The 25,277-nt window shown below is 61.4% G+C and carries 24 protein-coding genes and 1 tRNA gene; 7 read left to right on the top strand and 18 right to left on the bottom strand.

What is annotated here, in order from left to right:
- The first annotated feature begins 65 nt into the window (after positions 1-65).
- Positions 66-142 (top strand) — tRNA-Arg (locus tag ACR0K1_RS14295).
- A gap of 130 nt (positions 143-272) precedes the next feature.
- Here the strand turns inward: ACR0K1_RS14295 and ACR0K1_RS14290 are convergent.
- Entirely contained in the window at positions 273-809 is a 537-nt protein-coding gene (locus ACR0K1_RS14290) for an SRPBCC family protein (RefSeq protein ID WP_480611934.1), read from the bottom strand.
- A 76-nt stretch (positions 810-885) separates the two neighbouring features.
- A complete protein-coding gene (locus ACR0K1_RS14285; protein WP_480611933.1) occupies positions 886-1,536 on the bottom strand; it encodes a carbonic anhydrase in 651 nt (216 codons plus the stop codon).
- Positions 1,537-1,679: 143 nt separating this feature from the next.
- Here ACR0K1_RS14285 and ACR0K1_RS14280 point away from each other — a divergent pair, with 143 nt between their 5' ends.
- From ACR0K1_RS14280 to ACR0K1_RS14270, 3 genes are all read left to right on the top strand, one after another.
- The gene (locus ACR0K1_RS14280; protein ID WP_480612396.1) at positions 1,680-2,069 is read left to right on the top strand and encodes a hypothetical protein; all 390 of its coding nucleotides are present in this window, start codon (positions 1,680-1,682) and stop codon (positions 2,067-2,069) included.
- A 64-nt stretch (positions 2,070-2,133) separates the two neighbouring features.
- A complete protein-coding gene (locus ACR0K1_RS14275) occupies positions 2,134-3,513 on the top strand; it encodes a leucyl aminopeptidase family protein (protein ID WP_480851120.1) in 1,380 nt (459 codons plus the stop codon).
- Positions 3,510-4,247 (top strand): C40 family peptidase, encoded by a 738-nt coding sequence (locus ACR0K1_RS14270; protein ID WP_480611931.1) that lies wholly within the window; start codon positions 3,510-3,512, stop codon positions 4,245-4,247. The genes ACR0K1_RS14275 and ACR0K1_RS14270 overlap by 4 nt, the downstream gene beginning before the upstream one ends.
- On the opposite strand, the gene ACR0K1_RS14265 is transcribed toward ACR0K1_RS14270, so the two are convergent.
- The 15 genes from ACR0K1_RS14265 to ACR0K1_RS14195 form a co-directional block, all read right to left on the bottom strand.
- Positions 4,244-4,594 (bottom strand): DUF2794 domain-containing protein, encoded by a 351-nt coding sequence (locus ACR0K1_RS14265; protein ID WP_480611930.1) that lies wholly within the window; start codon positions 4,592-4,594, stop codon positions 4,244-4,246. The genes ACR0K1_RS14270 and ACR0K1_RS14265 overlap by 4 nt on opposite strands.
- 73 nt (positions 4,595-4,667) lie before the next feature.
- Positions 4,668-6,332 (bottom strand): ABC transporter permease, encoded by a 1,665-nt coding sequence (locus ACR0K1_RS14260; protein ID WP_480851119.1) that lies wholly within the window; start codon positions 6,330-6,332, stop codon positions 4,668-4,670.
- A gap of 120 nt (positions 6,333-6,452) precedes the next feature.
- Positions 6,453-7,673, bottom strand: coding sequence for a phenylacetate--CoA ligase family protein (locus tag ACR0K1_RS14255; RefSeq protein WP_480851118.1), 1,221 nt, complete (start codon positions 7,671-7,673; stop codon positions 6,453-6,455).
- Positions 7,674-7,692: 19 nt separating this feature from the next.
- Complete coding sequence (locus ACR0K1_RS14250; protein ID WP_480851117.1) at positions 7,693-8,526, bottom strand: ABC transporter ATP-binding protein; 834 nt, start codon at positions 8,524-8,526, stop codon at positions 7,693-7,695.
- A gap of 71 nt (positions 8,527-8,597) precedes the next feature.
- Positions 8,598-9,881: an ABC transporter substrate-binding protein gene (locus ACR0K1_RS14245; RefSeq protein ID WP_480611926.1), complete on the bottom strand. Its 1,284-nt coding sequence runs from the start codon at positions 9,879-9,881 to the stop codon at positions 8,598-8,600.
- Positions 9,882-9,953: 72 nt separating this feature from the next.
- Entirely contained in the window at positions 9,954-11,030 is a 1,077-nt protein-coding gene (locus ACR0K1_RS14240) for a branched-chain amino acid ABC transporter permease (RefSeq protein WP_480851116.1), read from the bottom strand.
- Between the two features lie 3 nt (positions 11,031-11,033).
- On the bottom strand, positions 11,034-11,291 hold the full coding sequence (locus ACR0K1_RS14235) for a hypothetical protein (protein ID WP_480851115.1): 258 nt from the start codon (positions 11,289-11,291) through the stop codon (positions 11,034-11,036).
- Between the two features lie 3 nt (positions 11,292-11,294).
- Positions 11,295-12,281 carry a branched-chain amino acid ABC transporter permease gene (locus ACR0K1_RS14230; RefSeq protein WP_480611923.1) on the bottom strand — a complete coding sequence of 329 codons (987 nt, stop codon included), beginning with the start codon at positions 12,279-12,281 and terminating at the stop codon, positions 11,295-11,297.
- Positions 12,282-12,310: 29 nt separating this feature from the next.
- Positions 12,311-13,129, bottom strand: a complete 819-nt coding sequence (locus ACR0K1_RS14225) for an ABC transporter ATP-binding protein (RefSeq protein WP_480851114.1) — start codon at positions 13,127-13,129, stop codon at positions 12,311-12,313.
- A 4-nt stretch (positions 13,130-13,133) separates the two neighbouring features.
- Complete coding sequence (locus tag ACR0K1_RS14220; RefSeq protein ID WP_480611921.1) at positions 13,134-13,685, bottom strand: hypothetical protein; 552 nt, start codon at positions 13,683-13,685, stop codon at positions 13,134-13,136.
- A gap of 65 nt (positions 13,686-13,750) precedes the next feature.
- A complete protein-coding gene (locus ACR0K1_RS14215) occupies positions 13,751-15,694 on the bottom strand; it encodes an AMP-binding protein (RefSeq protein ID WP_480851113.1) in 1,944 nt (647 codons plus the stop codon).
- 241 nt (positions 15,695-15,935) lie between these two features.
- Positions 15,936-16,331: a hypothetical protein gene (locus tag ACR0K1_RS14210; RefSeq protein ID WP_480851112.1), complete on the bottom strand. Its 396-nt coding sequence runs from the start codon at positions 16,329-16,331 to the stop codon at positions 15,936-15,938.
- A 75-nt stretch (positions 16,332-16,406) separates the two neighbouring features.
- On the bottom strand, positions 16,407-16,805 hold the full coding sequence (gene mutT / locus ACR0K1_RS14205; RefSeq protein ID WP_480611918.1) for an 8-oxo-dGTP diphosphatase MutT: 399 nt from the start codon (positions 16,803-16,805) through the stop codon (positions 16,407-16,409).
- 55 nt (positions 16,806-16,860) lie between these two features.
- Complete coding sequence (argJ, locus tag ACR0K1_RS14200) at positions 16,861-18,087, bottom strand: bifunctional glutamate N-acetyltransferase/amino-acid acetyltransferase ArgJ (RefSeq protein WP_480611917.1); 1,227 nt, start codon at positions 18,085-18,087, stop codon at positions 16,861-16,863.
- Positions 18,088-18,091: 4 nt separating this feature from the next.
- Positions 18,092-18,940, bottom strand: coding sequence for a peptidylprolyl isomerase (locus ACR0K1_RS14195; protein ID WP_480611916.1), 849 nt, complete (start codon positions 18,938-18,940; stop codon positions 18,092-18,094).
- Positions 18,941-19,116: 176 nt separating this feature from the next.
- Between ACR0K1_RS14195 and secA the strand changes: the two genes are divergently transcribed.
- The 3 genes from secA (at position 19,117) to ACR0K1_RS14180 (ending at position 24,442) form a co-directional block, all read left to right on the top strand.
- On the top strand, positions 19,117-21,834 hold the full coding sequence (secA, locus tag ACR0K1_RS14190; RefSeq protein WP_480611915.1) for a preprotein translocase subunit SecA: 2,718 nt from the start codon (positions 19,117-19,119) through the stop codon (positions 21,832-21,834).
- Positions 21,835-21,934: 100 nt separating this feature from the next.
- A complete protein-coding gene (locus ACR0K1_RS14185) occupies positions 21,935-22,861 on the top strand; it encodes a hypothetical protein (protein WP_480611914.1) in 927 nt (308 codons plus the stop codon).
- A gap of 24 nt (positions 22,862-22,885) precedes the next feature.
- The gene (locus ACR0K1_RS14180; protein ID WP_480851111.1) at positions 22,886-24,442 is read left to right on the top strand and encodes a phosphate ABC transporter substrate-binding/OmpA family protein; all 1,557 of its coding nucleotides are present in this window, start codon (positions 22,886-22,888) and stop codon (positions 24,440-24,442) included.
- A gap of 50 nt (positions 24,443-24,492) precedes the next feature.
- Here the strand turns inward: ACR0K1_RS14180 and radC are convergent, their stop codons facing one another.
- Positions 24,493-25,248, bottom strand: coding sequence for a RadC family protein (radC, locus tag ACR0K1_RS14175; protein WP_480851110.1), 756 nt, complete (start codon positions 25,246-25,248; stop codon positions 24,493-24,495).
- Between the last annotated feature and the right edge of the window lie 29 nt (positions 25,249-25,277).

The raw sequence follows: 25,277 nt of genomic DNA, 5'->3' as shown, positions 1-25,277 counted from the left end.
CGTGTACAACAATTGTGCAAAGGTCATGACAACCCGAAAAATCCACGGTACAGAGAGCCTTGCGCGGCCCCGTGGCTCAACTGGATAGAGCAGCCCCCTCCTAAGGGGCAGGTTGCAGGTTCGAATCCTGCCGGGGTCGCCAGAAAAACCTTTTAAAGTTAAAGGTTGCGCGATCCCGATCCAGAATCAAAACAGCGTAACTTGCAGAACTTTGCAGGAACATACGCCCCAAAACGCAAACTGTCCGTACAAATCCCGTACACGTCCTGCTGTCACCCCTGCGCTTCGACCACGGTTTTCAGATTGTCCAGCCCGCGCTCATAATCGCCGCCGACCCAGCTGTCCATCATCAGCCCCATCCAGCGGGCCATCGGGTTGAGCCCGAGGTCCGAGTCAAACCCCCATGTGACCTCTGTCTGCGCGCCCTCTGGCTGCAAGGTAAAAAACGCGGTTGCGGTGCCCATCGAACCGAAATCCAGTGCGGTTTTGACGGATTGGTTTTCGACGCTGTCGATGATTTCCTGCGTGCCGGACCCGACCTGATCGTTATCGGAACTCCAGCTCAGCGTATTGCCGACACCCGCGTCGGGGCCGGAATAGCTGAGCTTGGTTTCGGGATCACGCTCCAGCCAGGGCGACCATTTTTCGGTCTCCTGCATCGAGTTCACATAGGGAAAGATGGCCTCGGGCGGGGCGTCGATCAGGACGCTGCGCGAGACCTCGGCCTTGCCGGGCAGCAGGTAGGAGACGCCGACCAGAATCAGAACAATGACGATCAGGCCGCCGAAAATGCGTTTTAGAAAAGTCATGGGGTGCTCCGAACATAAACGAATGTTCAGAGCTTACACCAAAACGGCAGGGCACAAGACCCCAAATGGCGCGGGTTCAGACCGGGACGAACTTCTTTTGATGCGGGTCGTAACATTCCAGCCCGCCCTCGCCGATATCCGTCCACAGCCCATGCACGCTAAGCGCATCCTGTTCCACCGCCGCCGAAACGAATGGAAAGCTCATCAGGTTCTCAAGCGAGGCCACAACCGCCTGACGCTCGAACAGGCGCGCCTGTTCCACGCTGTCTTCGACATCCGCGACCAGTTCGTATTTGGGTTTCAGGATGTCCATCCAGCGGCCCACAAAACTTTCTTTTGCTTCCAGTTGCGGCGCCTGACCCTTGCACATGTCGATACAGCCCTGCACGCCGCCGCATTGCGAATGCCCCAGCACGATCAGATGCGCCACTTTCAGCGCGGTGACGGCATATTCGATCGCGGCGCTGGTGCCGTGGTGGTCGCCATCGGGCGCATAAGGCGGCACCAGGTTCGCGATATTGCGGTGAATGAAGAAATCGCCCTGATCCGCGCCGAACATCGATGTCACATGCACCCGGCTGTCGCAGCACGAAATCACCATTGCGCGCGGGCGCTGGCCTTCGGTCGCAAGCCGCCGGTACCAGACCTGATTTTCTGAATAAGTGGTGGCCTTCCAGCCGTGATAGCGCTTTACCAGATAGGTCGGTAGAGGTTTGGCTAAGTCCATTTCGGCGTCCCTGTTCTTTATGCTGCCGGTTGCTCTATACCGAATTCGCGAAAAATTCGAGCCATTATCCAAACTCGGCGCAAGGTTTTGCAAAGGAATTGCACCGCAGTATCTGACTGCGCCGTGGGGGCGTGACGATTGGGGTGAATGTGGTGGATAAGATACTTACACTGGAACACACGGAATCCGTGCGTCTGGATTCCGAGCGGCTGAATGGGCTTTACCGGCAACTGGGCGACAAGAACGCGCTGGACGTCTTGTGCCGCACGGTCGAAGAACTGGCGGTGCGCCTGTCAAACTGCGAACGCTTCTGGCGGCAGCGCGACTGGGTTGACCTGCGCAAATGCGCCAGATCGCTGGTGGCGATATCGGACCAGATCGGCATGACCGCGCTGGCCCGCGTGGCAGGCGACGTGGCGCAGACGGTGGATGCCGGTGACGTGGTGGCCACGGGCGCAACGCTGGGTCGGCTGATCCGCGTGGGCGAACGGTCGCTGACGGCGGTCTGGGATCAGCAGGACATGTCAGTCTGACGGGGGTTGCGGGCAGATGGTGGGCCGCTAGTCTGGGGACGAATTGACCAAGCCCGAGACGCCTATGCCCCTGACCTTTGCCTCGCCCTCTGACCCGTCCTTGCCGCTTTATGTGATCGCGCAGCCCGATCTGGACGGGTGGCTGCAGGATCAGCCGGACCGCGTGCAAAGTTGGGTGGGCAGCAACGGGTTTACCGGCGCGATGGGTCAAACGCTGTTGGTGCCCGGCACGGATGGCACGCCGCAGATGGCGTTGGCCGGATACGGGACCACGACCAAACGGGCGCGCAAGCGGTTCCCGCTGGCCGCAGCGGCCGAGGCTTTGCCCAAGGCCACCTATCACATCGCGTCAGGCATTCCCGCCGATCGGTTGGAGGTGGAGTGTCTCGGCTGGCTGATGACCGGCTATGCCTATGACCGTTATGCCAGCCAATCGCCCGCCAAGGCCGCTCTGATCGCGCCCGACGGCGTCGATGCCGCCCGGATCGAGGTCATGGCGCAGGCCGAGGCGCTGACCCGCGATCTGGTCAACACGCCTGCTTCGGATATGGGGCCGGACCAGTTGCAGGCGGCGGCGGAAGAGCTTGCACAGGAATATGGTGCGTACTGCGAGGTGGTGCGCGGCGATGCGCTACAACAGGATTTCCCCATGATCCACGCGGTCGGGCGCGCGGCGGCGCAAGCGCCTCGGCTGATCGACATGAACTGGGGCGAAAGCGGGCCGAAGCTGACGCTGGTGGGCAAGGGGGTTTGCTTTGACACCGGTGGCCTGAACCTGAAGCCCGGCAATTCGATGGGCCTGATGAAAAAGGACATGGGCGGGGCCGCTAACGTGCTGGGGCTGGCACGGATGATCATGGCGCTGGACCTACCGCTGCAATTGCGGGTGCTGATCCCGGCGGTTGAAAACGCGGTCGCAGGCAACGCCTTCCGGCCCGGCGATATCCTGACCTCGCGCAAGGGTCTGGTGGTCGAGATCAACAATACCGATGCCGAGGGGCGGCTGGTGCTGGCCGACGCGCTGGCGCTGGCGGATGAGGGGCAGCCCGATCTGCTGATCTCGATGGCCACCCTGACCGGCGCCGCGCGGGTGGCCGTGGGCCCCGATCTGGCCCCGTTCTACACCGATGACGACACCACCGCCGCAGCGTTGGCGGCAAGCGCCCCTCGGGCCGCCGATCCGGTCTGGCGGATGCCGTTTCATGAACCATACGAGGCGATGATCGAACCCGGCATCGCCGATCTGGACAACGCGCCCTCTGGCGGGTTTGCCGGGTCGATCACCGCAGCGCTGTTCCTGCGCCGTTTTGTGGAAACCAGCGCCTACATGCATTTCGACATCTACTCCTGGCAGCCCAGCAAAGCTCCCGGGCGCAGCAAAGGCGGCCTCGGGCAAGGGCCACGCGCGATCCTGACCGCATTGCCCAAGGTATTGGGCCTGTGACCCGCAAGCGCATCATCCAACCGGTCGTCGACCTGCTGCGCAGCCCGGACGGGCCGCGCGACCGGCAATTGATCTTTGGGGATACGGTGCAGGTCACGCAGGACAACGAGGGGTGGAGCCGGATCACCGCAGACAAGGATGGCTATCCCGGTTGGGTATCCTCCGCGCATCTGGGTGAAGACGCCGAGGCGACACACTGGATCACCGCGCCATCAACCCATGCTTACACGCAGGCGAATATAAAAAGCCCCGATCTGGCCGCGCTGAGTTTTGGCAGCAGGGTCCGGGCCACCTCGGAACAGGGCAAGTTTCTGGAAACCGAACTGGGGTTCGTTCCAACCATTCACACCGCGCCCATCGCAGACAAAATGAACGATCCGGTCGCGGTGGCCGAATTGTTTCTGGGCACGCCCTACCTGTGGGGCGGCAACAGCCGCTTTGGAATCGACTGTTCCGGTATCGTGCAGGCCGGGCTGTTGGCCTGTGGCATCCCCTGCCCCGGCGACAGCGACGATCAGGAACGCGCATTAGGCACGGCCCTGCCCGAACGGGCAAAAGCCGAACGGGGTGATCTTCTGTTCTGGAAAGGGCATGTGGCGTGGGTCTATGGCGACAACCTGATCCTGCATGCCAATGCCCATGACATGGCCGTTGCATTTGAACCGATGGATCAGGCCATCGCGCGCATTGAGGCGCAGGGCGACGGGCCCGTGACCGCGCATAAGCGGCTCTAATCCGGGTTGACCGCCCGGATCAGCTTGCGTTCCAGCACCCGCAGCACCGTGCGCAGGTCCTGCCCGCGTTTCAGGATGCGCCCGTCCATGCCCACCACCGAGTACATGCCCTGTTTCGACCGCAGCCGCGGGTCTTTTTCGACCCGGTAGATCGGGTGTTCCGCGGTCCGTCGGAAAATGGAAAACACCGCCATGTCGCGCAGGTTGGAAATGCCGTAATCGCGCCATTCTCCGGCGGCGACCATCCGGCCGTAAACGGACATGATCTGGGACATCTCGCGCCGGTCGAACGCGACGGGCATCTGGGCCGAGTTTGCAGAGAACCGGCTGGGAGGCTGCATGTTCATACCCCAAGCCTTGCCGGAAATCGCATTCGAATCAAGCCCGATGCGCGTTTGCACACGAATTGCGGCGCGAGTGTTACCTGCGCCCGACCTGACGGCAGATCAGGATCACCGGCAGCAATCCAACCGCCAGAATGACCAAGGACGGCACTGCAGCCCCCTCCAACCGCTCGTCCGAGGCCAGCCGATAGGCCTGCACCGCCAGCGTGTCAAAATTGAAGGGCCGCATGATCAGCGTCGCGGGCAGTTCTTTCATCACATCGACAAACACGATCAGCAACGCGGTCAGCAGCGATGGGGTCAGGATCGGCAGATGCACCCGCCGCAACGTCCCAAGCGGGGTCTGCCCCAATGACCGCGCGGCAGCGTCCATATTGGCGTGCACCGTGCTCTGCCCGCCCTCGTAAGCGCTGAGGGCGGCGGCCAGAAACCGCACCATGTAAGCCGCCACCAGCAGCCAGATCGAACCCGTCACCAGCAGCCCGGTCGAGACATCGAAGGTCTCACGCATCCACGCGTCCAGCGCGTTGTCGAACCCGGCAAACGGCACGATCAGCCCCACCGCGATCACCCCGCCCGGCACCGCATAGCCCAGCCGCGCGATATAGGCGGTGGCAGACGAGGCGCGACCAGGCCGCAGCCGCTGGAAAAACCCGACGCTGATGGCCGCGCAGACGGTGATGACCGCCGCAGTGCCCGCAAGGATCAGCGAATTCTGGATGAAGTCCAGATACCGCTGCGACAGCAGGTTCTGTTCCGACTCCAGCCCCATCTCGACCAGAATGATCACCGGCAGCAGAAACCCGAACAGCACCGGAATTGCGCAGAGCAGGAACGCGCCAAGCGCCTTCCAGCCGGACAAATTCGCCGCCGGTTGCGCTGCATGTTGCTTGCCCGCCTGATAGTATTTCGCCTTGCCGCGCTGGGTGCGTTCGGCCACCGCCATGACCAGCGCAAAGACCAGCAGGCACAGGGCAAGCTGCGCCGCTGCCGCCCGGTCCGCCATGGAAAACCAGCTGGTATAGATGCCGGTGGCAAAGGTCTGCACGCCGAAATAGGACACGGTGCCGAAATCGGCGATGGTCTCCATGATCGCCAGCAGCACCCCTCCGGCAATCGCCGGGCGCGCCATCGGCAGCGAGACGCGCCGGAAGGCCAGCCACGGGTTGTTGCCCAGCGCCCGCGCGGCCAGAAAGGCCGTGGCGCTTTGCTGCAGGAACGCCGCCCGCGCCAGCAGGTAGACATAGGGGTAGAGGACAAGGATCAACATCACCGCCGCGCCCTCGGTCGAGCGGATTTCCGGGAACCAGTAGTCGCGCGGCCCCCACCCGGTCACGTCGCGCAGGGTGGACTGAACGATCCCGGGATGATCCAGAATGAACGTATAGGCATAAGCCAGCACATAGGCCGGAAAGGCCAGCGGCAGGACCAGCGCAATCTCCAGCAGCCGCACGCCGGGAAAGCGGGTCATCGTCACCAGCCAGGCGGCCCCTGTTCCGATGGAAAACGTGCCCGCCGCCACCAGAACCACAAGGATCAACGTGGTCGCGGTGTAGCGCGGCAGTACCGTGTCCATCAGATGAGCGATCGTATCCGTCCCGCCGGTCAGCGCCGCCAGCACAACCGCAACCATCGGCAACAGGCAGGCCGCCGAGACAAAATACGCCACCCCGGCCAGCAGGCGGGTGCCGCGCACGCCGCGATTTCGCGATCCGTTCTGAGAATAGTCGATGTGGGCCATCATCCCGGCTTGTGACTGGCAAAGGCGAAAATGCCCGCCTTTAATCGACCAAAACGCTAAGAAACACCAGTGGGCCGGGCAACAAATCTGCGGCACTACCTGCCGCAGTAAGGGGTTTTGTCACTCGTAAACCCGCTGATCCTCGATCACCAGACCGTCCTTGGGCAGGGAGCCGGGGGCGACAATCTCGATCGCGCCTTTCAATTTCAGCACCTCGGCCACCGACCGGGCATAGGTCATATCATCCCCGCCCCGGCTTTCGATCTGAACGGTCATCGTGTCCATTTCGCCCTGACGGGCGGCGATGACGCGAGCCTTGACGATTTCATCATGCTTGTCGACCAGCGCGGCCACCTGTTCGGGGCGCACGAACATGCCCTTGATCTTGGTGGTCTGATCGGCCCGGCCCATCCAGCCCTTGATCCGCAGGTTGGTGCGGCCACAGGGCGAAACGCCCGGCATGATCGCCGACAGATCGCCGGTGGCGAAACGGATCAGCGGATAGTCGGGGTTCAGCGAGGTTACAACGACCTCGCCCACCTCACCCGGCGCAACCGGGGTCCCGGTGCCGGGGGTAACGATCTCGACAATCACGTGCTCGTCGATGATCATCCCCTCCATCGCCGGGCTTTCATAAGCGATATTGCCCAGATCGGCGGTGGCATAGCATTGCAGGCAGGAAATCCCCCGATCCGCGTAGTCCTGACGCAGCGAGGGGAACAGCGCGCCGCCGCCCACAACAGCCGAGGTGAAGCCCAGCGCAACGCCCATCTCATCCGCCTTGTCCAGAATCACCTTCAAATAATCCGGCGTCCCGGCATAGGCGGTGCAGCCCACATCACGCGCGGCGGTCGCCTGCAGCTCGGTCTGGCCGGTGCCCGCAGGCAGGACCGAGGCCCCAACGGCCCGCGCGCCGCTTTCAAAAATCATGCCCGCGGGGGTCAGATGGTACCCGAAACAATTGTGCACGATGTCACCCGGACCAACCCCCGCCGCATGCAGGAACCGCCCCATGCGCCACCAGTCGGGATCGGTGCTGCCGGGTTCATAGATCGGCCCCGGAGACTGAAACACATGCTGAAAATGCCGCGCCGGTTTCACGGTGAAGCCGCCAAAGGGCGGGCGCGATGCCTGCGCCTGTGCCAGATCGGATTTGCGCAGCACCGGCAGTTGCACCAGATCCTCGACCGAGGTAACGGCGCCCGCCTCGACCCCGGCCAGATGCGCCTGAAACCCCGGGGCAGATCTGGCCCGGTCAAGCTGTACGCGCAATGCCTGCGCCTGATCTGCGGCGCGCTGGTCGGCGGACCGGGTTTCGAGCGTATCGTAATATTTGGTCATCACCTGATCCTCCTTCCGCTTACAGCCACCGTTTGCGGCGGCGGTACGAGCGCACGTCCCGGAAGCTTTTGCGCCCCTCTTCGGACATGCCGAGATAGAATTCCTTGACGTCCGGGTTCTCGCGCAGTTCGGCGGCGGGGCCGTCCATCACCACCCGGCCCGATTCCAGAATATAGCCGTAATGGGCAAACCTTAGAGCCACATTTGTGTTCTGCTCGGCCAGCAGGAACGAGACGCCCTCTTTCTCGTTCAAATCCTTCACGATGCCGAAAATCTCTTCGACCAGCTGCGGCGCCAGCCCCATCGAAGGCTCATCCAGCAGGATCGTCTCGGGCCGCGACATCAGCGCCCGGCCAATCGCCACCATCTGCTGTTCCCCGCCCGAGGTATAGCCCGCCTGGCTCCGGCGGCGTTCCTTCAGACGCGGGAAATAATTGTAGACCAGTTCCAGATCCTGCTGAATCGCGGCTGAGCCATCCTTGCAGGTATAGGCTCCGGTCAGCAGGTTTTCCTCGACCGTCAGATGTTCGAAACAGTGGCGGCCTTCCATCACCTGAATGACGCCTTTTTCCACCAGATCGGCGGGGTCGCTTTCATGCACGCTGGTGCCGCGATACTTGATCGAGCCTTTGGTGACCTCGCCCCGTTCCGAATGCAGCAGGTTCGACACCGCCTTGAGCGTGGTGGTCTTGCCCGCCCCGTTGCCGCCCAGCAGCGCGGTGATGCCGCCCTTGGGCACCGTCAGGCTGACACCTTTCAGCACGAGGATGACGTGGTTATAGATCACCTCGATATTGTTCACTTCAAGCAGGGTTTCGGCCTGCACGTCGGTGGTTTGTGCCGCATCCAGCATCAGCGCGTGTCCTCATGCCTTGTGTTTGGGTCGGGGCGGCAACGCACCACCGCCCCGGATATCAAAGCGCCTTAGCTGCAGCGCCCTTCGATGTTGTTTTCTGCGGCATAGGCTGCAGAATCCTCGGCGATCAGCGCCCCGATAACTTCGGTGTCAGTCGGTTTGAAATCCGAAATGACATTCCACTCTTGCGCGGTTGCGTCCCATTGGGTGACGGCAACCAGTCCCGGACCGCCGTGGTTTTCACAGCTGACATCGAATGTCGGACCAAACCCGCTCATCCCCAGCTCGGCCATGCGCTCATCGGTGATGCTCAGAGCTTCCATACCGTCGCGCATCATGGCAGGCGTGATATCTGCAACGCCGTGGATTTCCTGCGCTTTCCGTATGGCCTCGGCAGCAAGCATCGCCGAATAGACGGCGCGGTTATACTGCACCGTTCCAACCTTGTCGCCCGCACCGGCGGCTTTGTCGGCATCGTGGACATATTTCTTGATGTCCTCAAAGACAGGGAAGTTGTCCCCGGTCGCTGTAAAGGCCAGCGCCTTGTAGCCATTCGATGCTTCGCCAGACGGCAACACGTCCGGCTCGGCCCCGGACCACCAGACACCGATGAAGTTCTCCATCGGGAAGCGGATGTTGGCAGCCTCCTGAATGGCGACCTGGTTCATCACGCCCCAGCCCCAGAGAACCACATAATCCGGCCGGTCACGTCGGATTTGCAGCCATTGCGACTTCTGTTCCTGACCGGGGGAATCGACAGGCAGCAAGGCAAGTTCGAACCCGTGTTTCTTGGACAGTTCTTCCAGCGTACGGATCGGCTCTTTGCCATAGGCCGAGTTGTGATAGACCAGCGCCACTTTCTTGCCGCTGATGTCACCGCCGTTTTCCTCAAGAATGTGGTTCACCGCACCCGACGCACCGTTCCAGTAATTCGCAGGGTAGTTGAATACCCATTTGAAAACGTCACCATTGGCCGCCGAGGTCCGTCCGTAGCCAACGGTCTGCAATGGAATGCCATCGGCAGAGACCTTTGGGATCAACTGATAGGTGATGCCCGTCGACAGCGGCTGATACACCAGTGAGCCTTCATTCTTGGTGGACTCGTAGCATTCAACGCCCTTTTCCGTTGTATAGCCGGTCTCACATTCGATCAGACGGATCGGAACGCCACCGATGCCGCCATCCCGTTCATTCAGCATGGTGAAATAGTCCGCATACCCATCTGCAAACGGAATACCACCCGCTGCGAAAGGCCCGGTGCGATAGCTGAGCGACGGGATAACCAGATCCGCCAGTGCGGGACCTGCAGCCATCAGGGCGCCCAGCGCCATGGTTGCCAGTTTCTTCTTCATCGGGTGTCTCCTCCCTTGATTGATCCGATGTTGGGTTTCGGGCTTGCCACCCGTCTTTTGATTGGGCCGGCCCTAATGCGGGAACGGCCAGAGTCTGAGTTTCTCTTTCGCGACGCGCCACAGCTGCGCCAGCCCGTGCGGTTCCAGGATCAGGAACATCACGATCAACGCGCCGACGACTACAAGTTGCAGATGCGCCACGATATCGGTGGGCCAGCCCAGCACATCGACGCCGATCAGCTTCAGCACCACCGGCAGCAGCACCAGAAACGCCGCGCCGGCAAAGGACCCGAAAATAGACCCTAATCCGCCGATAATGATCATGAACAACACCAGGAACGATTTCTGGATGCCGAACACCTCGCCGACTTCGACCGCGCCCAGATAGACCGCAAAGAACAACGCGCCCGAGACGCCGACGAAGAAGGAGCTGACCGCAAAGGCCGTCAGCTTGGCCTTCAGCGGGTTCACCCCGATGATCTCGGCGGCGATGTCCATGTCGCGGATCGCCATCCATTTCCGGCCCGTGGTGCCGCGCGTCAGGTTGCGCGCAATCAGGGCGCAGAGGGTCAGGAAGATCAGGCAGAACAGGTAGGTGGCCCATGCGGGCGCGTTGGGGCCGGTGATGATGATGCCGAACACATCGCGCTCTGGCGCGTTGATTTGGCCCGAGGCCGAATAGTTGTAGAACCACGGCACCCGGTTGAACAGCCACACAAGGAAGAACTGCGCCGCAAGCGTCGCCACCGCCAGATAGAACCCCTTGATCCGCAGGGACGGCAGGCCGAACAACACGCCGACAATGGCCGTGATGCCTCCGGCAAGGATGATATGGATGAACATGCTGACATCCGGAAAGGCAGTCATCAGCTTATAACAGGCATAGGCCCCCACGGCCATGAACCCGCCGGTGCCCAAGGACACCTGCCCGCAATAGCCCACCAGAATGTTCAGCCCGATCGCGGCGATGGCATAGATCAGGAACGGCAGCAGCAGGGCGTTGGCCCAGTAATCGTTGATGATGAAGGGGATGATCCCGAACGCCACCGCCAGAACGACATAATAACGATACCGGTCAAATTTGATCGGGAAGGTCTGGCTGTCATCCACGTAAGAGACTTTGAAGTCCCCGGCCTCACGATAGAACATGTCTTACTTTCCCCATTCTTCCTGCGCCCGGTTGCGGGCCTCAGTGTCGAGTTGGTTGGAGCCTTTGGCGTATCCGGTGGCCTCGGACGCGCGCACCAGTTTCAGATAGGCCAGAACCCCCATGATCAGCCCGGCAAAGGCCAGAACCGCCGCGACGGTCAGTTGGCCTACGCTCAGATCATCCGAGGTGAGCGCGATATAGCCAAAGGCCCAGAACCCCGCCCATGCGATCACGTTGATGATGGCGAGCAGCTTGGTCATGCCCTACACCCTCTCAATGATCTTCTCGCCGAACAGGCCCTGCGGCCGGAACACCAGAAAGATCAGCGCCAGCACGTAGGCAAACCAGTTCTCGGTCGCGCCGCCGACCATCGGGCCGATGGCAAACTCGAACAGCTTCTCGCCCACACCGATGATCAGCCCGCCGACGATGGCGCCGGGGATCGAGGTGAACCCGCCCAGCATCAGCACCGGCAACGCCTTGAGCGCGATCAGCGACAGCGAAAACTGCACGCCCGATTTGGTGCCCCACATGATGCCCGCGACCAGCGCGACAAACCCTGCCACCGACCAGACCATGATCCAGATGAAGTTCAGCGAGATTCCCACCGACAAAGCCGCCTGATGGTCATCGGCCACCGCGCGCATCGCCCGGCCCTGTTTGGTGTATTGGCTGAACGCCACCAGCGCCGCCACCAGAAGCGCCGCAATCACCGTCGCCACGATATCCAGATTGTCGATAAAGAAGCCGTAGCCGAAGATGTTGAACGTGCTTTCATCAATCCACAGGTTGATGCCCTGCGGCAGGCCCACATCCAGCGTCTTGATCTCGGACCCCCACATCAGATCGGCCACGCCCTCAAGGAAATAGGCCAGCCCGATGGTCGCCATGAACAGGATGATCGGCTCCTGCCCGACCAGATGCCGCATCACGAACCGCTGCACCGCCCAGGCCAGCAGAACCATCACCGCCATGGTCAGGATGATTGCCAGCAGCGCCGGAACGTTCCAGCCGAAATAATGCACATGGGTGCCGAAGATCGCGTTGATCAGATGCGCAAAGGGCACCTGTCCGTTCATGATCCCGACCAACGTCATCGCCGCAAACAGCGCCATAACCCCTTGGGCATAATTGAAAATCCCCGAGGCCTTGTAGATCAGCACAAAGCCCAGCGCGACCAGCGCATACAGCACCCCGGCCATCAGACCGTTGAGGATGACCTCCATCGCGAATACGAGTTGTTCAGGCATAGGTGCCTCCCCAGATTTCTGCCCGGATATCAGTCATGGCTGACCCCCAGATAGGCGTCGATGACTTCCTGGTTGCTGCGCACCTCATCCGGAGTGCCGTCACCGATCTTCTTGCCGTAGTCCATCACGACCACCCGGTCGCTCAGGTCCATGACCACGCCCATATCGTGTTCGATCAGGGCAATCGTCGTGCCGAATTCGTCATTCACGTCGAGGATAAAGCGGCTCATGTCCTCTTTCTCTTCGACATTCATCCCGGCCATCGGCTCGTCCAGCAGCAGCAGCTTGGGCTCCGCCGCCAAGGCCCGCGCCAGTTCGACGCGTTTTTTCAGGCCGTAGGGCAGGCGCGAGACAGGCGTCTTGCGGATGTGCTGGATTTCGAGAAAGTCGATGATCTTCTCGACCGCCTCACGGTTCTCGGTCTCTTCCGCCTCGGCTTTGCCCTTCCACCAGGCCTGCTGCAGGATGTTGGTCTTCATGAAACCCAACCGCCCGGTCATCACGTTGTCCAGAACGCTCATCCCTTCGAACAGGGCGATGTTTTGAAACGTCCGCGCAATGCCCTGCTGCGCCACCTCAAAGGGCCGCATCGGCGGGCGTTTGGCCCCGTGAAACCAGACCTCGCCTTCCTGCGGGACATAAAAGCCCGAGATCACGTTCAGCATCGAGGACTTGCCCGCCCCGTTCGGCCCGATAATGGCCCGAATTTCACCCTCGCGGATGTCGAACGAGATATCCTTGATCGCCACCACACCGCCGAACCGCAGGGTGATGTTCTTCATCTCCATCACCACACCGCCGATCTTGCGGCCGTCTTCGGTGACATATCCTTCGGAGTTATCCAGCATATCTTTAACGTCCCTCCTCGCAGGAATGGGGTGTCGGACCGGATTCTGCTGCTACAATGAAGAAGTTCCGGGGATCATCAAACACTGCCATGAAAACTTTCACATAGTTTCCGTCAGGATTCGGCACGCGTGTTTCCAACACCCTCTGATAGGCCGTCGGCGGTTCCGAACAGAGCGGCACGTCGGAAAAAACGCTCTGAGTCTTTTGCGCATCTGCCCATTCATCAAACCGATGCTGCAGCTCGGTTAGAACCCCGGGTGATGGTCGTTCAGGGGACGCAGCCGTGGGAACCGGCTCAATTTGACAGCCGCGATATCCGTTGGGCGTTTTCAGTTCTTTCAGAAGGCTGAACGGGCTGGCCCACCACGCATTGACGATCCGCTTCTGCGATGGATCATGTTCCGCCGGGTCAAGATCCGGGCGCAACCCGCCATCATTAACCAAGGCCGGAACGCAGTAGCGATCAAAAACGTCTACCGAGGTTTCAAGAGCAGCATCTTGTCCATTCTGCGTCTCCGCCGCGCAAGCCGCACCCGCCAATACTGTCGCAACCATCCCAGCCAAAAAACGGGACGGCGGGCGGGGCGATGACCGCGGGTCGAGCGGCGCTCGAACGGCCCTCATTCCGCTGCCACCTTATGCTGCGCCACCGACACAACCGGCGCATCGACAATCTCGAGCGTTGCGGAAATCGAGCCCTTGCGGCCATCCTCATAGGTCACTTCCGTGGTGGTAGAGACGCTGGGCGACCCATCATAAAGGGCATCGATAATGTCGTGGAACTTCTCCTCGACAAAGCCGCGCCGCACCTTGCGGGTCCGGGTCATCTCGCCATCATCGGCGTCCAACTCCTTGTGCAGAACCACAAAGCGGTGCACCTGACAGCCCGACAGCATCTCGTCCGCGGCAACCGACTTGTTCACCTCTTCCACATGGGCCCTGATCGTCTCTAACACACGCGGATTGGCCGTCAGCTCCTGATAAGACGCATAGGCCACATTGTTGCGCTCGGCCCAATTTCCCACCGCCGTCAGGTCGATATTGATGAAAGCTACGCAGCGATCCTTGCCGTTGCCGAACAGCACGACCTCAAGGATGTCAGGATAGAATTTCAGCTTGTTCTCGACATATTTCGGCGCAAACATCGAGCCATCGGCCATCTTGCCCACATCCTTGGCCCGGTCGATGATCCGCAGATGGCCCGAGCCTTCTTCGATGAACCCGGCATCGCCGGTGGCCACCCAACCCTCGGCATCCTTGGTCGAGGCGGTCGAGTCCGGGTTGTTGTAATACTCGACAAACACACCGGGCGAGCGGTAGTGAATCTCGCCCTTGTCGTCGATCCTCAGCTCAACATCCGGCGCCGGAACGCCAACCGTATCCGCGCGCACCTCACCATCGGGCTGCACGGTGATGAACACCGTGGCTTCGGTCTGGCCGTAAAGCTGTTTCAGGTTGATGCCCAGAGAGCGATAAAAGTCAAAGATTTCCGGGCCGATCGCCTCCCCCGCGGTATATCCCACGCGGAACCGTCCATAGCCCAGCGTGTCCTTGAGCGGACCGTAGACCAGCAGATTTCCCAGCGCGTATTTCAGCTTGTCGCCAAAGCCCACCGGCTTGCCATCCAGCAGCAACCCGCCGACCTTCTTGGCATGGGCCATGAAGTGGTGGAACATCCGCTGCTTCAGCTTGCCCGCATCCTCCATCCGGATCATCACATTGGTCAGCTGAGTCTCGAACACGCGCGGCGGCGCGAAAAAGTATGTCGGCCCGATCTCGCGCAGGTCGGTCATCATCGTGTCGGCGCTTTCGGGGCAGTTCACGCAGAAACCACACCAATAGGCCTGACCGATGGAAAAGATGAAGTCCCCCACCCAGGCCATCGGCAGGTAGGACAGGATATCCTCGTTCCGGGTCAGGTGATCGAACTCGGCCGAATTCTTGGCGCTTTCGATGACATTCCGGTTCGACAGCACCACGCCCTTGGGCTTTCCGGTCGTGCCCGAGGTATAGAGCATCACGCAGGTATCGTCATAGGTGATCGCGGCGATACGCTTGTCCAGTTCCGCATCGAACCGCGCGTGCCCGGCGCTGCCCTCGGCCATGATGTCCTCGAGCGCGTTCATCTGGGAATGGTCGTATTTCCGCATCCCCCGCTTGTCGGTATAGAGGATGTGCTTGACCTGATGCAGGTTTTCCTGAATCTCGATGACCTTGTCGACCTGCTCCTGATCGCCGCAGACGACATATTTCGCGCCGCAATGTTCCAGCACATAAGCCATCTCTTCCGCGACCGAGTCCTGATACAGCGGCACCGGCACCGCGCCGACCATCTGCGCCGCCACCATCGACCAGTAATGCGCCGGACGGTTGCGGCCTATGACGGCGATATGGTCGCCCTTCTCAACGCCCAGTTCCAGAAAACCGAGCGCAATCGCGCGGATTTCCCTGGCCGTCTCGGCCCAGGACCAGCATTGCCAGATGCCGAATTCCTTTTCCCGATACGCCGGAGCATCCCCGAACTGCGTCGCATTGCGGTGTAACAGCGCCGGAAGGGAGGCCATCCCTTCAGCGCTTGACTGCATCTGAGCCAATCTTCCTCTCCTCCCCATCCGGCCCCTCCCCGGGCCGGAAATGGCGGGTTCGGGTCAGACCCGAACGCCAATGCCCCGATTACGGGGTGCCTGCACGATCAGCATCAAGTTTTGCCTGATGTTTTCTCAATTCTTACGAATTGTAACAGGGGTGGAGGAGGGTTTTTCCTATTTTTCGCAAGACAACTTAGCCGCAGAAAAAACTTGTCTTTCAAAGTTCTTCCTTGCAACGTCCTTTCTCAGCCTCTCTCATCGTCACGATTTTCATATCTTGTTCTTGTTTCTTTTTGGCCTCTTCGAACTGACTTAACTCAAACTCAAGTTGTCGAGCAAAAGCGATCCTTCTCGACCCGATCAAGCCATGGATTGAAGCGATGACAATAGCCAAAAGTGCCGCCAACAAAACCCACGTAACCGTAGGGCGTATCTGCAAAAATTCGGCTAAAGGTAAGAATGTAAGGTCACCAAACCAAAACAATGCGACCATCAGCACGGCAAAACCAGCAGACAGAATAAGGGTGATCTCAGAGCCGATATTGCGACGCGCCCGCTTTGCGATTTTACTGCGTTCAGCGACAGTTAATTGGGAAAAATTGACCTTAGACATTCCAGCAAAGCTCTCCAATGCACCCGATCTGAGTTTTCGGCAAACGCAGCACTAGGCCATCTTTACGCTCCGCATTCACAACCAATCCCGCAATATCGGGATCAACGGCACATCCGCCGCCGGCATCGGATAGTTCCGCAGATCGTTCGCCCGCACCCATTTCAACGCCTGTCCTTCTTTCGACTGCGGAATGCCCTCCCATTTGCGGCAGGCGAATAGCGGCATCAGCAGGTGGAACTCATCATAGCTGTGGCTGGCAAATGTCAGCGGTGCGAGGCAGGAGGCCCAGGTGTCGATGCCCAATTCCTCGTGCAATTCGCGGATCAGGGCGGCTTCGGGGGTTTCGCCGGGCTCGATCTTGCCGCCGGGGAATTCCCAGAGACCGGCCATCGACTTGCCCTCGGGGCGTTGCCCAAGCAGCACCCGGCCCTCGACATCGATCAGAGCCACCGCAGACACCAGAACTGTCTTCATGGTCGCAATCCCGGACGCAAAACCGGGCTCCACTTTTGCTGGAATTGCTCCGGCTTCACGAGCGATAATCCGCGTTGATCTCGATATAGCCATGGGTCAGGTCGCAGGTCCAGACGGTGGATTTCCCCTCGCCCAGTCCAAGATCGACCGCGATGATAAGGTCCTGACCTTTCATGTAGGCAGCAGCATCTTCTTCGCGGTAATCGGGACTGACCCAGCCTTTTTCGGCCACCAGGATGTCTCCGAAGGAAATGCTCAGCAGGTCGCGGTCCGCAGCTGCGCCGGATTTGCCGATGGCCATGACGATGCGGCCCCAGTTCGGATCCTCGCCCGCGATGGCGGTTTTGACCAGCGGCGAATTGGCGATGGCCAGCCCGTGGGTCTTGGCATCGGCGTCCGTCGCCGCCCCGGTCACGCGGATTTCCACGAATTTCGTGGCCCCTTCCCCATCGCGCACCACCTGTTGCGCGAGGTCCAGCATGACCGTTTCCAAAGCTTCGGCAAAAGCCGCGTTGCCGGTGGCATCGACGCCCGAAGCCCCGGTCGCGCACAAAAGCAGGCTGTCCGAGGTCGAGGTATCGCTGTCCACGGTGATGCAGTTGATCGTGCGGTCCGTCTGCGCGCCCAGCATCGCCTGCAGGGCGGATTGATCGACCTGCGCATCGGTGAAGATATAGACCAGCATCGTCGCCATATCGGGCGCGATCATGCCCGACCCCTTGGCAATCCCCGCAACAGAGACTGTTTTGCTGTCAATCTCGACCTGTGCAGACGCGCCCTTGGGGAAGGTATCGGTGGTCATGATCGCCCGCGCCGCATCCTCGATGGCATGGCGACTGAGGCCCGTTTTCAGCGCTTCAAGCTGCGCCACGATCCGGTCATGCGGCAGCGGTTCGCCGATCACCCCGGTGGACGAGGTAAAGACCCGTTCCACCGGTACACCGGTGGCCTCGGCAACCGCCTGCGTCACCTCGGCGACCGAGGTCTGGCCATAATGGCCGGTAAACGCATTGGCATTGCCCGAATTCACCAGGATCGCCGCAGGCCCGTCGCTGGGTCCGCCGATCTTGTCCTGACAGTTCAGCACCGGTGCCGCGCGGGTGGCCGAACGGGTGAAAACACCCGCCACGGACGTGCCCGGATCCAGCACGGCCAGCATCACATCGGTCCGGCCCTGATAGCGCACGCCCGCCTCGACGGTGGCAAAGCGCACACCGTCAATCGCGGGCAGTTCTGGAAAGGCCGCCGGGGCCAGCGGGGAAACTTTGGTAATCGTGGCCACGGGGTTACTCCTGAATCAGGTCCAGTTGCCGCATGATCTCGGGGCCCGCGCCGTCCAGGGCCGGGCGCTCGATCTGCGCCTGCTGGGTCAGTTCGTCGATGCGGGCCTGAACCGCCTCTTGCTGCAGGGTCTGAACCAGCTCACCCCGCACGTCGGCCAACTCGGGCGCTTCGGTTTTGCGGGTGTCGTTCAGGATGACGAGGTGCCAGCCGAACTGGGTCTGCACCGGGTCCGAGACCTGACCCTTTTCCAGCCCCAGCACGGCCGCTTCGAACTCTGGCACCATCTGGCCCTTGCCGAACCAGCCCAGCGCGCCGCCGCTGGGACCCGACGGACCGGTGGATTTCTCGCGCGCCAGTTCTGCAAAATCCGCACCGTCATCCAGTTGCGTCTTGATGTCTTTGGCCTCGTCCTCGGTCTCGACCAGAATGTGGCTGGCGTCGAACTCATCCTCGCCCACAAAATCGGCGAATTGCGCGTCATAGGCGGCCTGGACCGTCTCATCCGTCACGGCCTCGTCCGTCACGGTGTTGACGGTCTGAACCGCCAGCAGGGACCGTTTTTCGTTGTCCAGCGTCAGCGCGCCCTGTGTTGACAGATCGTCCTGCTGCTGGCTCAGCAGCTCCTGCTGGATCAGCTGTTCGAGGATGAAATCATACAGAACGTCATCTTCCAGTTGCTGGTATTGCGCCGGCAGGGCCGATGCGGTGGCGATGATGTGACCCAATGTGATCTCATCCCCGTTCACTCGGGCGACAACCGTGGCGGCATCGGGCGCGGTCTGGGCGGCCAGCGGCAGCGCCATCACGGCGGTCAGCGCCAGCGATGGCAGAAAAGTGAGGCCTTTGGGCATGGAATCATCCTATTTCTTTGCCGCGACAGGGCGCGGCGTTGACACTTCAGAACCTGCCGCTTACATCGCCTTGAAGCCTTGGACAGGGCCGCCTTTCACCCCCCGTATCTATGGGTTGCGCGCAAGGTGGGCAAGTCTGTCGCAACCAAGACAAGAACAGATCCGCTGGAGTGAACATGCTGGGACTCGGAACGCTCGCCAAAAAGGTGTTCGGAACACCGAACGACCGCAAGATCAAGGCGACCCGCCCCCTGATCGAAAAGATCAACGCGCTGGAGCCCGAGTTCGAGAATCTGCCGGATGAGGCGCTGACCGAAAAGACCGCCGAGCTGCGCCAGCGGGCGCTGGACGGGGAAAGCCTGGATAGCCTGTTGCCCGAAGCCTTTGCCAATGTCCGCGAAGGGGCCAAACGCGCGCTGGGTCTGCGCGCCTTTGACGTGCAACTGATGGGCGGCGTGTTCCTGCACCAGGGCAACATCTCGGAAATGAAGACGGGTGAGGGCAAGACGCTGGTCGCCACCTTCCCCGCCTATCTGAACGCGCTGACCGGCAAGGGCGTGCATATCGTCACCGTCAACGAATACCTGGCCAAGCGTGACGCGGAATGGATGGGCAAGGTGTTTGGTGCCGTGGGTATGACCACCGGCGTGATCTGGTCCGGTCAGGCGGATGCCGAAAAGATGGCCGCCTATTCCAGCGATATCACCTATGCCACCAATAACGAGCTTGGCTTCGACTATCTGCGCGACAACATGAAGGCCGATCTGGAGCAGGTTTATCAGAAGCACCACAATTTCGCGATTGTGGACGAGGTCGACTCGATCCTGATTGATGAGGCGCGGACGCCGCTGATCATCTCGGGGCCGTCGCAGGACCGGTCCGAGCTGTATACCGCCATCGATGCGCTGATCCCATCGCTGGGCGACGATCACTTCACGCTGGACGAGAAATCGCGCAACGTGACCTTCACCGACGAAGGCAACGAATTCCTGGAACAGCAATTGCTGGCCAACGGCCTGATCCCCGAAGGCCACTCGCTGTACGATCCCGAAAGCACCACGGTCGTGCACCACGTCAATCAGGGCCTGCGCGCGCATAAGCTGTTCCAGCGCGACAAGGATTACATCGTCCGCGACGGCAACGTTGTCCTGATCGACGAATTCACCGGCCGGATGATGCCGGGCCGCCGCCTGTCCGAGGGTCTGCATCAGGCCATCGAAGCCAAGGAAGGCGTGCAGATTCAGCCGGAAAACGTGACGCTGGCCAGTGTCACCTTCCAGAACTACTTCCGCCTGTATGACAAGCTGGGCGGCATGACCGGCACCGCGCTGACCGAGGCCGAGGAATTTGCCGAAATCTACGGCCTCGGCGTGGTCGAGGTTCCGACCAACAAGCCGATTGCCCGCGAAGACAAGGACGATCAGGTCTATCGCACCGCTGCCGAGAAATACGGCGCGATGATCGAACAAACCAAAAAGGCGCAGGAAACCGGCCAGCCGGTTCTGCTGGGCACCACCTCGATCGAGAAATCGGAACTGCTGAGCCAGCTTCTGCAGAAAGAGGGCATCGAGCATAACGTTCTGAACGCCCGCCAGCACGAGCAGGAAGCGCAGATCGTGGCCGATGCGGGCCGTCTGGGCGCGGTGACCATCGCCACCAACATGGCAGGGCGCGGCACCGACATTCAGCTGGGCGGCAACGTGGAAATGAAGGTGCTGCAGGCGCTGGCCGAAAACCCCGAGGCCGACCCCGCCGACCTGCGCGCCGCGGAAGAGGCGCGCCATTCGGAAGAAAAGCAAAAAGTGCTCGAGGCCGGCGGACTGTACGTCATGGCCTCGGAACGGCACGAAAGCCGCCGCATCGACAACCAGCTGCGGGGCCGCTCGGGCCGTCAGGGCGACCCGGGCCGCACCGTGTTCTACCTGAGCCTCGAAGACGACCTGATGCGCATCTTCGGCTCGGAACGGCTGGACAAGGTGCTGACCACGCTGGGCATGAAAGAGGGCGAGGCGATCATCCACCCCTGGGTTAACAAATCGCTGGAACGCGCCCAGTCCAAGGTCGAAGGGCGCAACTTTGACATGCGCAAGAACGTTCTGAAATTCGACGACGTGATGAACGATCAGCGGAAAGTGGTGTTCAGCCAGCGGCGCGAGATCATGTCGGCGGATGACCTGTCCGAGATCGTCTCGGACATGCGCGAGCAGGTGATCGACGATCTGATCGACGAATATATGCCGCCGAAATCTTATGCCGATCAGTGGGATACCGATGGCCTGCACGAAGCGGTCAAGGACAAGCTGACCATCGACGCCCCGGTTCAGGACTGGGCCGCCGAGGAAGGCGTCGATGACGAACAGATGCGCGAGCGTCTGGTCAAGGCGGCTGATGAGATGATGGCGCAGAAGGCCGTCGCCTTCGGCCCCGAGAACATGCGCAACATCGAAAAACAGGTGCTGCTGCAGACCATCGACGGCAAATGGCGCGAGCATCTGCTGACGCTGGAACATCTGCGCTCGGTCGTGGGTTTCCGGGGCTATGCCCAGCGCGACCCGCTGAATGAATACAAGAATGAAAGCTTCCAGCTGTTCGAAAGCATGCTGGATTCCTTGCGCGAAACCGTGACCCAGCAATTGTCACGCGTGCGCCCGCTGACCGAGGAAGAGCAAAAGGAAATGCTGGCCCAGATGGCCGCGCAACAGGCGCAGGCGCAAAAGGCTGTCGATCAGGCGGCGGATCGGGCCGAAGCGGTGGCCGAGGCCGAAGCTTCGGGCGACGCCCTGCCCGGCTTTGACGAAAACGATCCGTCGACCTGGGGCAACCCGTCGCGCAACGACAAATGCCCCTGCGGATCGGGCAAGAAGTTCAAGCACTGCCATGGCAGGCTGACCTAACGTCACCCTCTTTCAACCACAATCACTCCGTCTCGCGGCCACAAATTGGCCGCGATTTTTAACGACAGTGCGACTCGCTCCTTCAACTGGGGAGGGTGTTTTGTTTGTAGTCCGAAACTATGTGACCATGTGCGGCACAGTCGCCTGTGCCCTGGCCATCGGTTACATAATGCAGAATGGAACCGCCGCGCAACCTGATGCTGCGCAGGAGGGTATTTCTGTCGCCTCCGCCCAACAGGCCTCGGTCCTGGCGGGGCTGGACAGTTTCGCGCTGACCTCTTCCCCGTCCCCAACGGCCACCCCGGCCAGTGTTGCCCCCAAAACCCGCAGTATTCAGATCACCCCCGGCGCGCAGCGCAAACGCGGCAATTGCGCGCTCAGCGCCCGGGCGACCGCGCTACCCGGTGCCGCCGCGCGCCTTGCGATCAAAGCGCCCTGCCACGGCAATGAACGGGTCGAGATTCATCACAGCGGCCTGACCGTCACGCAGATGACGGATGACAGGGGCGCGCTGTCCCTGACCATCCCGGCGCTGTCGGAATACGCGATCTTTTTGGTGTCCTTCGCGGATCAAACCGGAACCGTCGCCACCACACATGTCACCGATATCGCCCAATATGACCGCGTGGCGCTGCAATGGCAGGGCGATACAAGCCTGCAGATCCACGCGCTGGAATTTGGCGCCAGCTACGGCGCCAAAGGCCATGTCTGGGCGGATGAAAAGGCCGATGGCGCCGGCACGGTGGTGCATCTGGGCCATGCGGGTTTTGGCGACGCCAAGAATATCGAGGTCTATTCCTTCCCCGCAGGCCAGTCCGACCAGTCCGGCTTGATCGCTCTGACGGTCGAAGCGGAAGTGACCGAAGCCAATTGCGGGCGCGACCTGAACGTGCAGTCGCTGGAATTGCGCGCCGACCGCCGCCTGCGGTCCCGCGACCTGACACTGGCCCTGCCCGACTGTTCGCAGGCCGGTGAGTTTCTGGTGTTGAATAATCTGTTCCAAGACCTGACAATCGCGGCAAAGTAAACCGCAGGCAGGCTCAACACTCTCATGACAATTCTTCGTGCTGCGATGGCTGCAGTGTTCTGGCTTGCGCTGACCTTTGGGGCCGTGGCGCAGGACATCACGCTGACCTCGCATGACGGCAAGGTCGAGGTCACCGGCACCTTTCTGAGTTTTGACGGAGAGTTCTACCGCGTCGATACCCAGTTCGGAGAGTTGACCGTAGACGGCTCGGGCGTCACCTGCGACGGCCCCGCCTGCCCCAACCTGACCGATTTCGTGGCCGAGCTGCGGTTTTCCGGCTCATCCGTCATGGCCGAAACCGTCCTGCCCGCCCTGATCGTGGGCTTCGCCCGGCACGAGGGGCTGACCGCCACGCCCGAACGCGTCAGCCCCGACACATTCATGTACGAATTGCATCAGCCCGAGCGGCCCGCCCCCCTGGCGCGGCTGTTCTTTCGCGTCGGCACCACGGATCAGGGCTTTGCCGACCTGACGGCGAACGTCACGGACATCGTGATGGCCCTGCGCGAGATTCGCGAGGCCGAGCGTGATGCCGCGGCGGCGGCGGGGCTGGGCGATCTGACACAGGCGCGCCGGTCCCGGGTTGTGGCGCTGGATGCGATGGTGCCGGTGGTGGCACCCGACAACATCCTGCGGCAGATATCGCCATCGGATCTGGCGCTGGTTCTGTCGGGCCAGATCACCGACTGGTCCGGGCTGGGCGGACCCGCTGCGCCGATAACGCTGCACATGCCGGATCAGGGGTCCGGGCTGGCGCAGGCCGTCACCGATCAGCTTCTGGACCCTGCGGGCGTGTCTCTGACCGACGATGTGATCCGCCACACCCGAAGCAGCGATCTGGTCCGCGCGGTTGCCAAAGACCCGTTTGCCATCGGCATCGCCTCTCAGGCCTCAGCCGATGCGGCGCGGATGTTGCCTCTGACCGGCGGCTGCGGCCATGCTCTGGCCGCGACGCGTCAGTCGATCAAGACCGAGGATTACCCGCTGACCGCGCCGATGTTTCTGTACCTGCCCGCCCGCAGGCTACCCCGGATCGGGCGGCAATTCCTGGCCTATAGCCAAAGCGCGGATGCGCAGATGGCGATCCGTCAGGCAGGTTATGTGGACCAGTCGCCCGAGGTGATGCGGATCGGTCTGCAAGGTGACCGTCTGTCCAATGCCATCGTCAATGGCGGCGCCGAGGTCGGGCTGGAGGAACTGCAGCGGATGATCGAAACGCTGCGGCCCATGTCCCGCCTGTCGCTGTCGTTCCGTTTTGAAACAGGCTCGTCGCGCCCGGATGCGCAATCGCGCTCGAACATCCAGCAATTGGCGCAGGCGCTCGAATCCGGGGCGATCGACGCGCGCAAGCTGGTCTTTGCCGGTTTCAGCGATGGCGACGGCGCGGCATCAGCCAATTCCAGAATTGCCCTGCGCCGGGCGCAGACCGTGCGCAACGCCGTGCTGGCCGCGGTTGAAACCGACATCCCCGACAGTATCGAAATCGCGGTCGAGGGCTTTGGCGAAGCCATGCCAATGGCCTGCGACGACACCGAATGGGGCCGCAAGGTCAACCGCCGCGTCGAGGTTTGGGTGCAATAACCCCCTTCGCCTAGTTCCAAATACGATGGGGTTGCAGAGGGGCAACGCCCCTACAAATACCCCTGCGACCGAAAACTCAGCTCGGTCGATTTGCCGATGATCAGATGATCATGCAAGGTCAGGCCCAGCGCCGAACACGCATCCTGAATCCGGTTGGTCATATCGATATCCGATTGCGACGGCGTCGGATCGCCCGACGGGTGATTATGCACCAGTATCAGGGCCGAGGCGTTCAGTTCCAGCGCCCGCTTCGCCACTTCGCGCGGATAGACCGGGACGTGATCTACCGTACCCTTGGCCTGCTCCTCATCCGCGATCAGGACGTTCTTGCGGTCCAGAAAGAACACGCGGAACTGCTCGGTCTCGCGATGGGCCATCGTCGTGTGACAGTAATCCACCAGCGCGTCCCAACCCGAGATCACGTGCCGCTGCATCACCCGCGCGCGGGCCATGCGATGGGCGCACGCCTCGAGGATTTTCAGGTCGGTGATCACCGTATCGCCCACCCCCTTGATCTGCCGCAGCCGGTCCACGGGCGCGGTCAGCACCCGGTTGAAATCGCCGAACGTATCCATCAGCGCCCGTGCCAGGGGTTTCACGTCCTGCCGGGGAATGGATCGGAACAGGACCAGCTCCAGCAACTCGTAATCCGGCATCGCCGCCGAGCCGCCCGCCATGAACCGTTCGCGCAGCCGCTTGCGATGGTCTTTGATGTACGAGGGTAACCGACCCGTCGGCAGCGGCTGCGCGGGCGCTTCGTCCGTTTCAAACAGCATCGGGGCTTCGGCAAAGGCGTCCTGTGTCATGCGCCCACCCTGCCCCGGATTCGGTTTCC

Source organism: Ruegeria sp. F5, from assembly GCF_056533845.1.
This window is presented reverse-complemented; position numbering and strand designations above follow the sequence as displayed.

Bases quoted from the DNA above. Each gene is read 5' to 3' on its own strand.
- ACR0K1_RS14290 (WP_480611934.1), bottom strand. From the start codon at position 809: ATGACTTTTCTAAAACGCATTTTCGGCGGCCTGATCGTCATTGTTCTG.
- ACR0K1_RS14285 (WP_480611933.1), bottom strand. From the start codon at position 1,536: ATGGACTTAGCCAAACCTCTACCGACCTATCTGGTAAAGCGCTATCAC.
- ACR0K1_RS14275 (WP_480851120.1), top strand. From the start codon at position 2,134: ATGCCCCTGACCTTTGCCTCGCCCTCTGACCCGTCCTTGCCGCTTTAT.
- ACR0K1_RS14265 (WP_480611930.1), bottom strand. From the start codon at position 4,594: ATGAACATGCAGCCTCCCAGCCGGTTCTCTGCAAACTCGGCCCAGATG.
- ACR0K1_RS14260 (WP_480851119.1), bottom strand. From the start codon at position 6,332: ATGGCCCACATCGACTATTCTCAGAACGGATCGCGAAATCGCGGCGTG.
- ACR0K1_RS14255 (WP_480851118.1), bottom strand. From the start codon at position 7,673: ATGACCAAATATTACGATACGCTCGAAACCCGGTCCGCCGACCAGCGC.
- ACR0K1_RS14250 (WP_480851117.1), bottom strand. From the start codon at position 8,526: ATGCTGGATGCGGCACAAACCACCGACGTGCAGGCCGAAACCCTGCTT.
- ACR0K1_RS14245 (WP_480611926.1), bottom strand. From the start codon at position 9,881: ATGAAGAAGAAACTGGCAACCATGGCGCTGGGCGCCCTGATGGCTGCA.
- ACR0K1_RS14240 (WP_480851116.1), bottom strand. From the start codon at position 11,030: ATGTTCTATCGTGAGGCCGGGGACTTCAAAGTCTCTTACGTGGATGAC.
- ACR0K1_RS14235 (WP_480851115.1), bottom strand. From the start codon at position 11,291: ATGACCAAGCTGCTCGCCATCATCAACGTGATCGCATGGGCGGGGTTC.
- ACR0K1_RS14230 (WP_480611923.1), bottom strand. From the start codon at position 12,281: ATGCCTGAACAACTCGTATTCGCGATGGAGGTCATCCTCAACGGTCTG.
- ACR0K1_RS14225 (WP_480851114.1), bottom strand. From the start codon at position 13,129: ATGCTGGATAACTCCGAAGGATATGTCACCGAAGACGGCCGCAAGATC.
- ACR0K1_RS14220 (WP_480611921.1), bottom strand. From the start codon at position 13,685: ATGGTTGCGACAGTATTGGCGGGTGCGGCTTGCGCGGCGGAGACGCAG.
- ACR0K1_RS14215 (WP_480851113.1), bottom strand. From the start codon at position 15,694: ATGGCCTCCCTTCCGGCGCTGTTACACCGCAATGCGACGCAGTTCGGG.
- ACR0K1_RS14210 (WP_480851112.1), bottom strand. From the start codon at position 16,331: ATGTCTAAGGTCAATTTTTCCCAATTAACTGTCGCTGAACGCAGTAAA.
- mutT (WP_480611918.1), bottom strand. From the start codon at position 16,805: ATGAAGACAGTTCTGGTGTCTGCGGTGGCTCTGATCGATGTCGAGGGC.
- ACR0K1_RS14195 (WP_480611916.1), bottom strand. From the start codon at position 18,940: ATGCCCAAAGGCCTCACTTTTCTGCCATCGCTGGCGCTGACCGCCGTG.
- secA (WP_480611915.1), top strand. From the start codon at position 19,117: ATGCTGGGACTCGGAACGCTCGCCAAAAAGGTGTTCGGAACACCGAAC.
- ACR0K1_RS14180 (WP_480851111.1), top strand. From the start codon at position 22,886: ATGACAATTCTTCGTGCTGCGATGGCTGCAGTGTTCTGGCTTGCGCTG.
- radC (WP_480851110.1), bottom strand. From the start codon at position 25,248: ATGACACAGGACGCCTTTGCCGAAGCCCCGATGCTGTTTGAAACGGAC.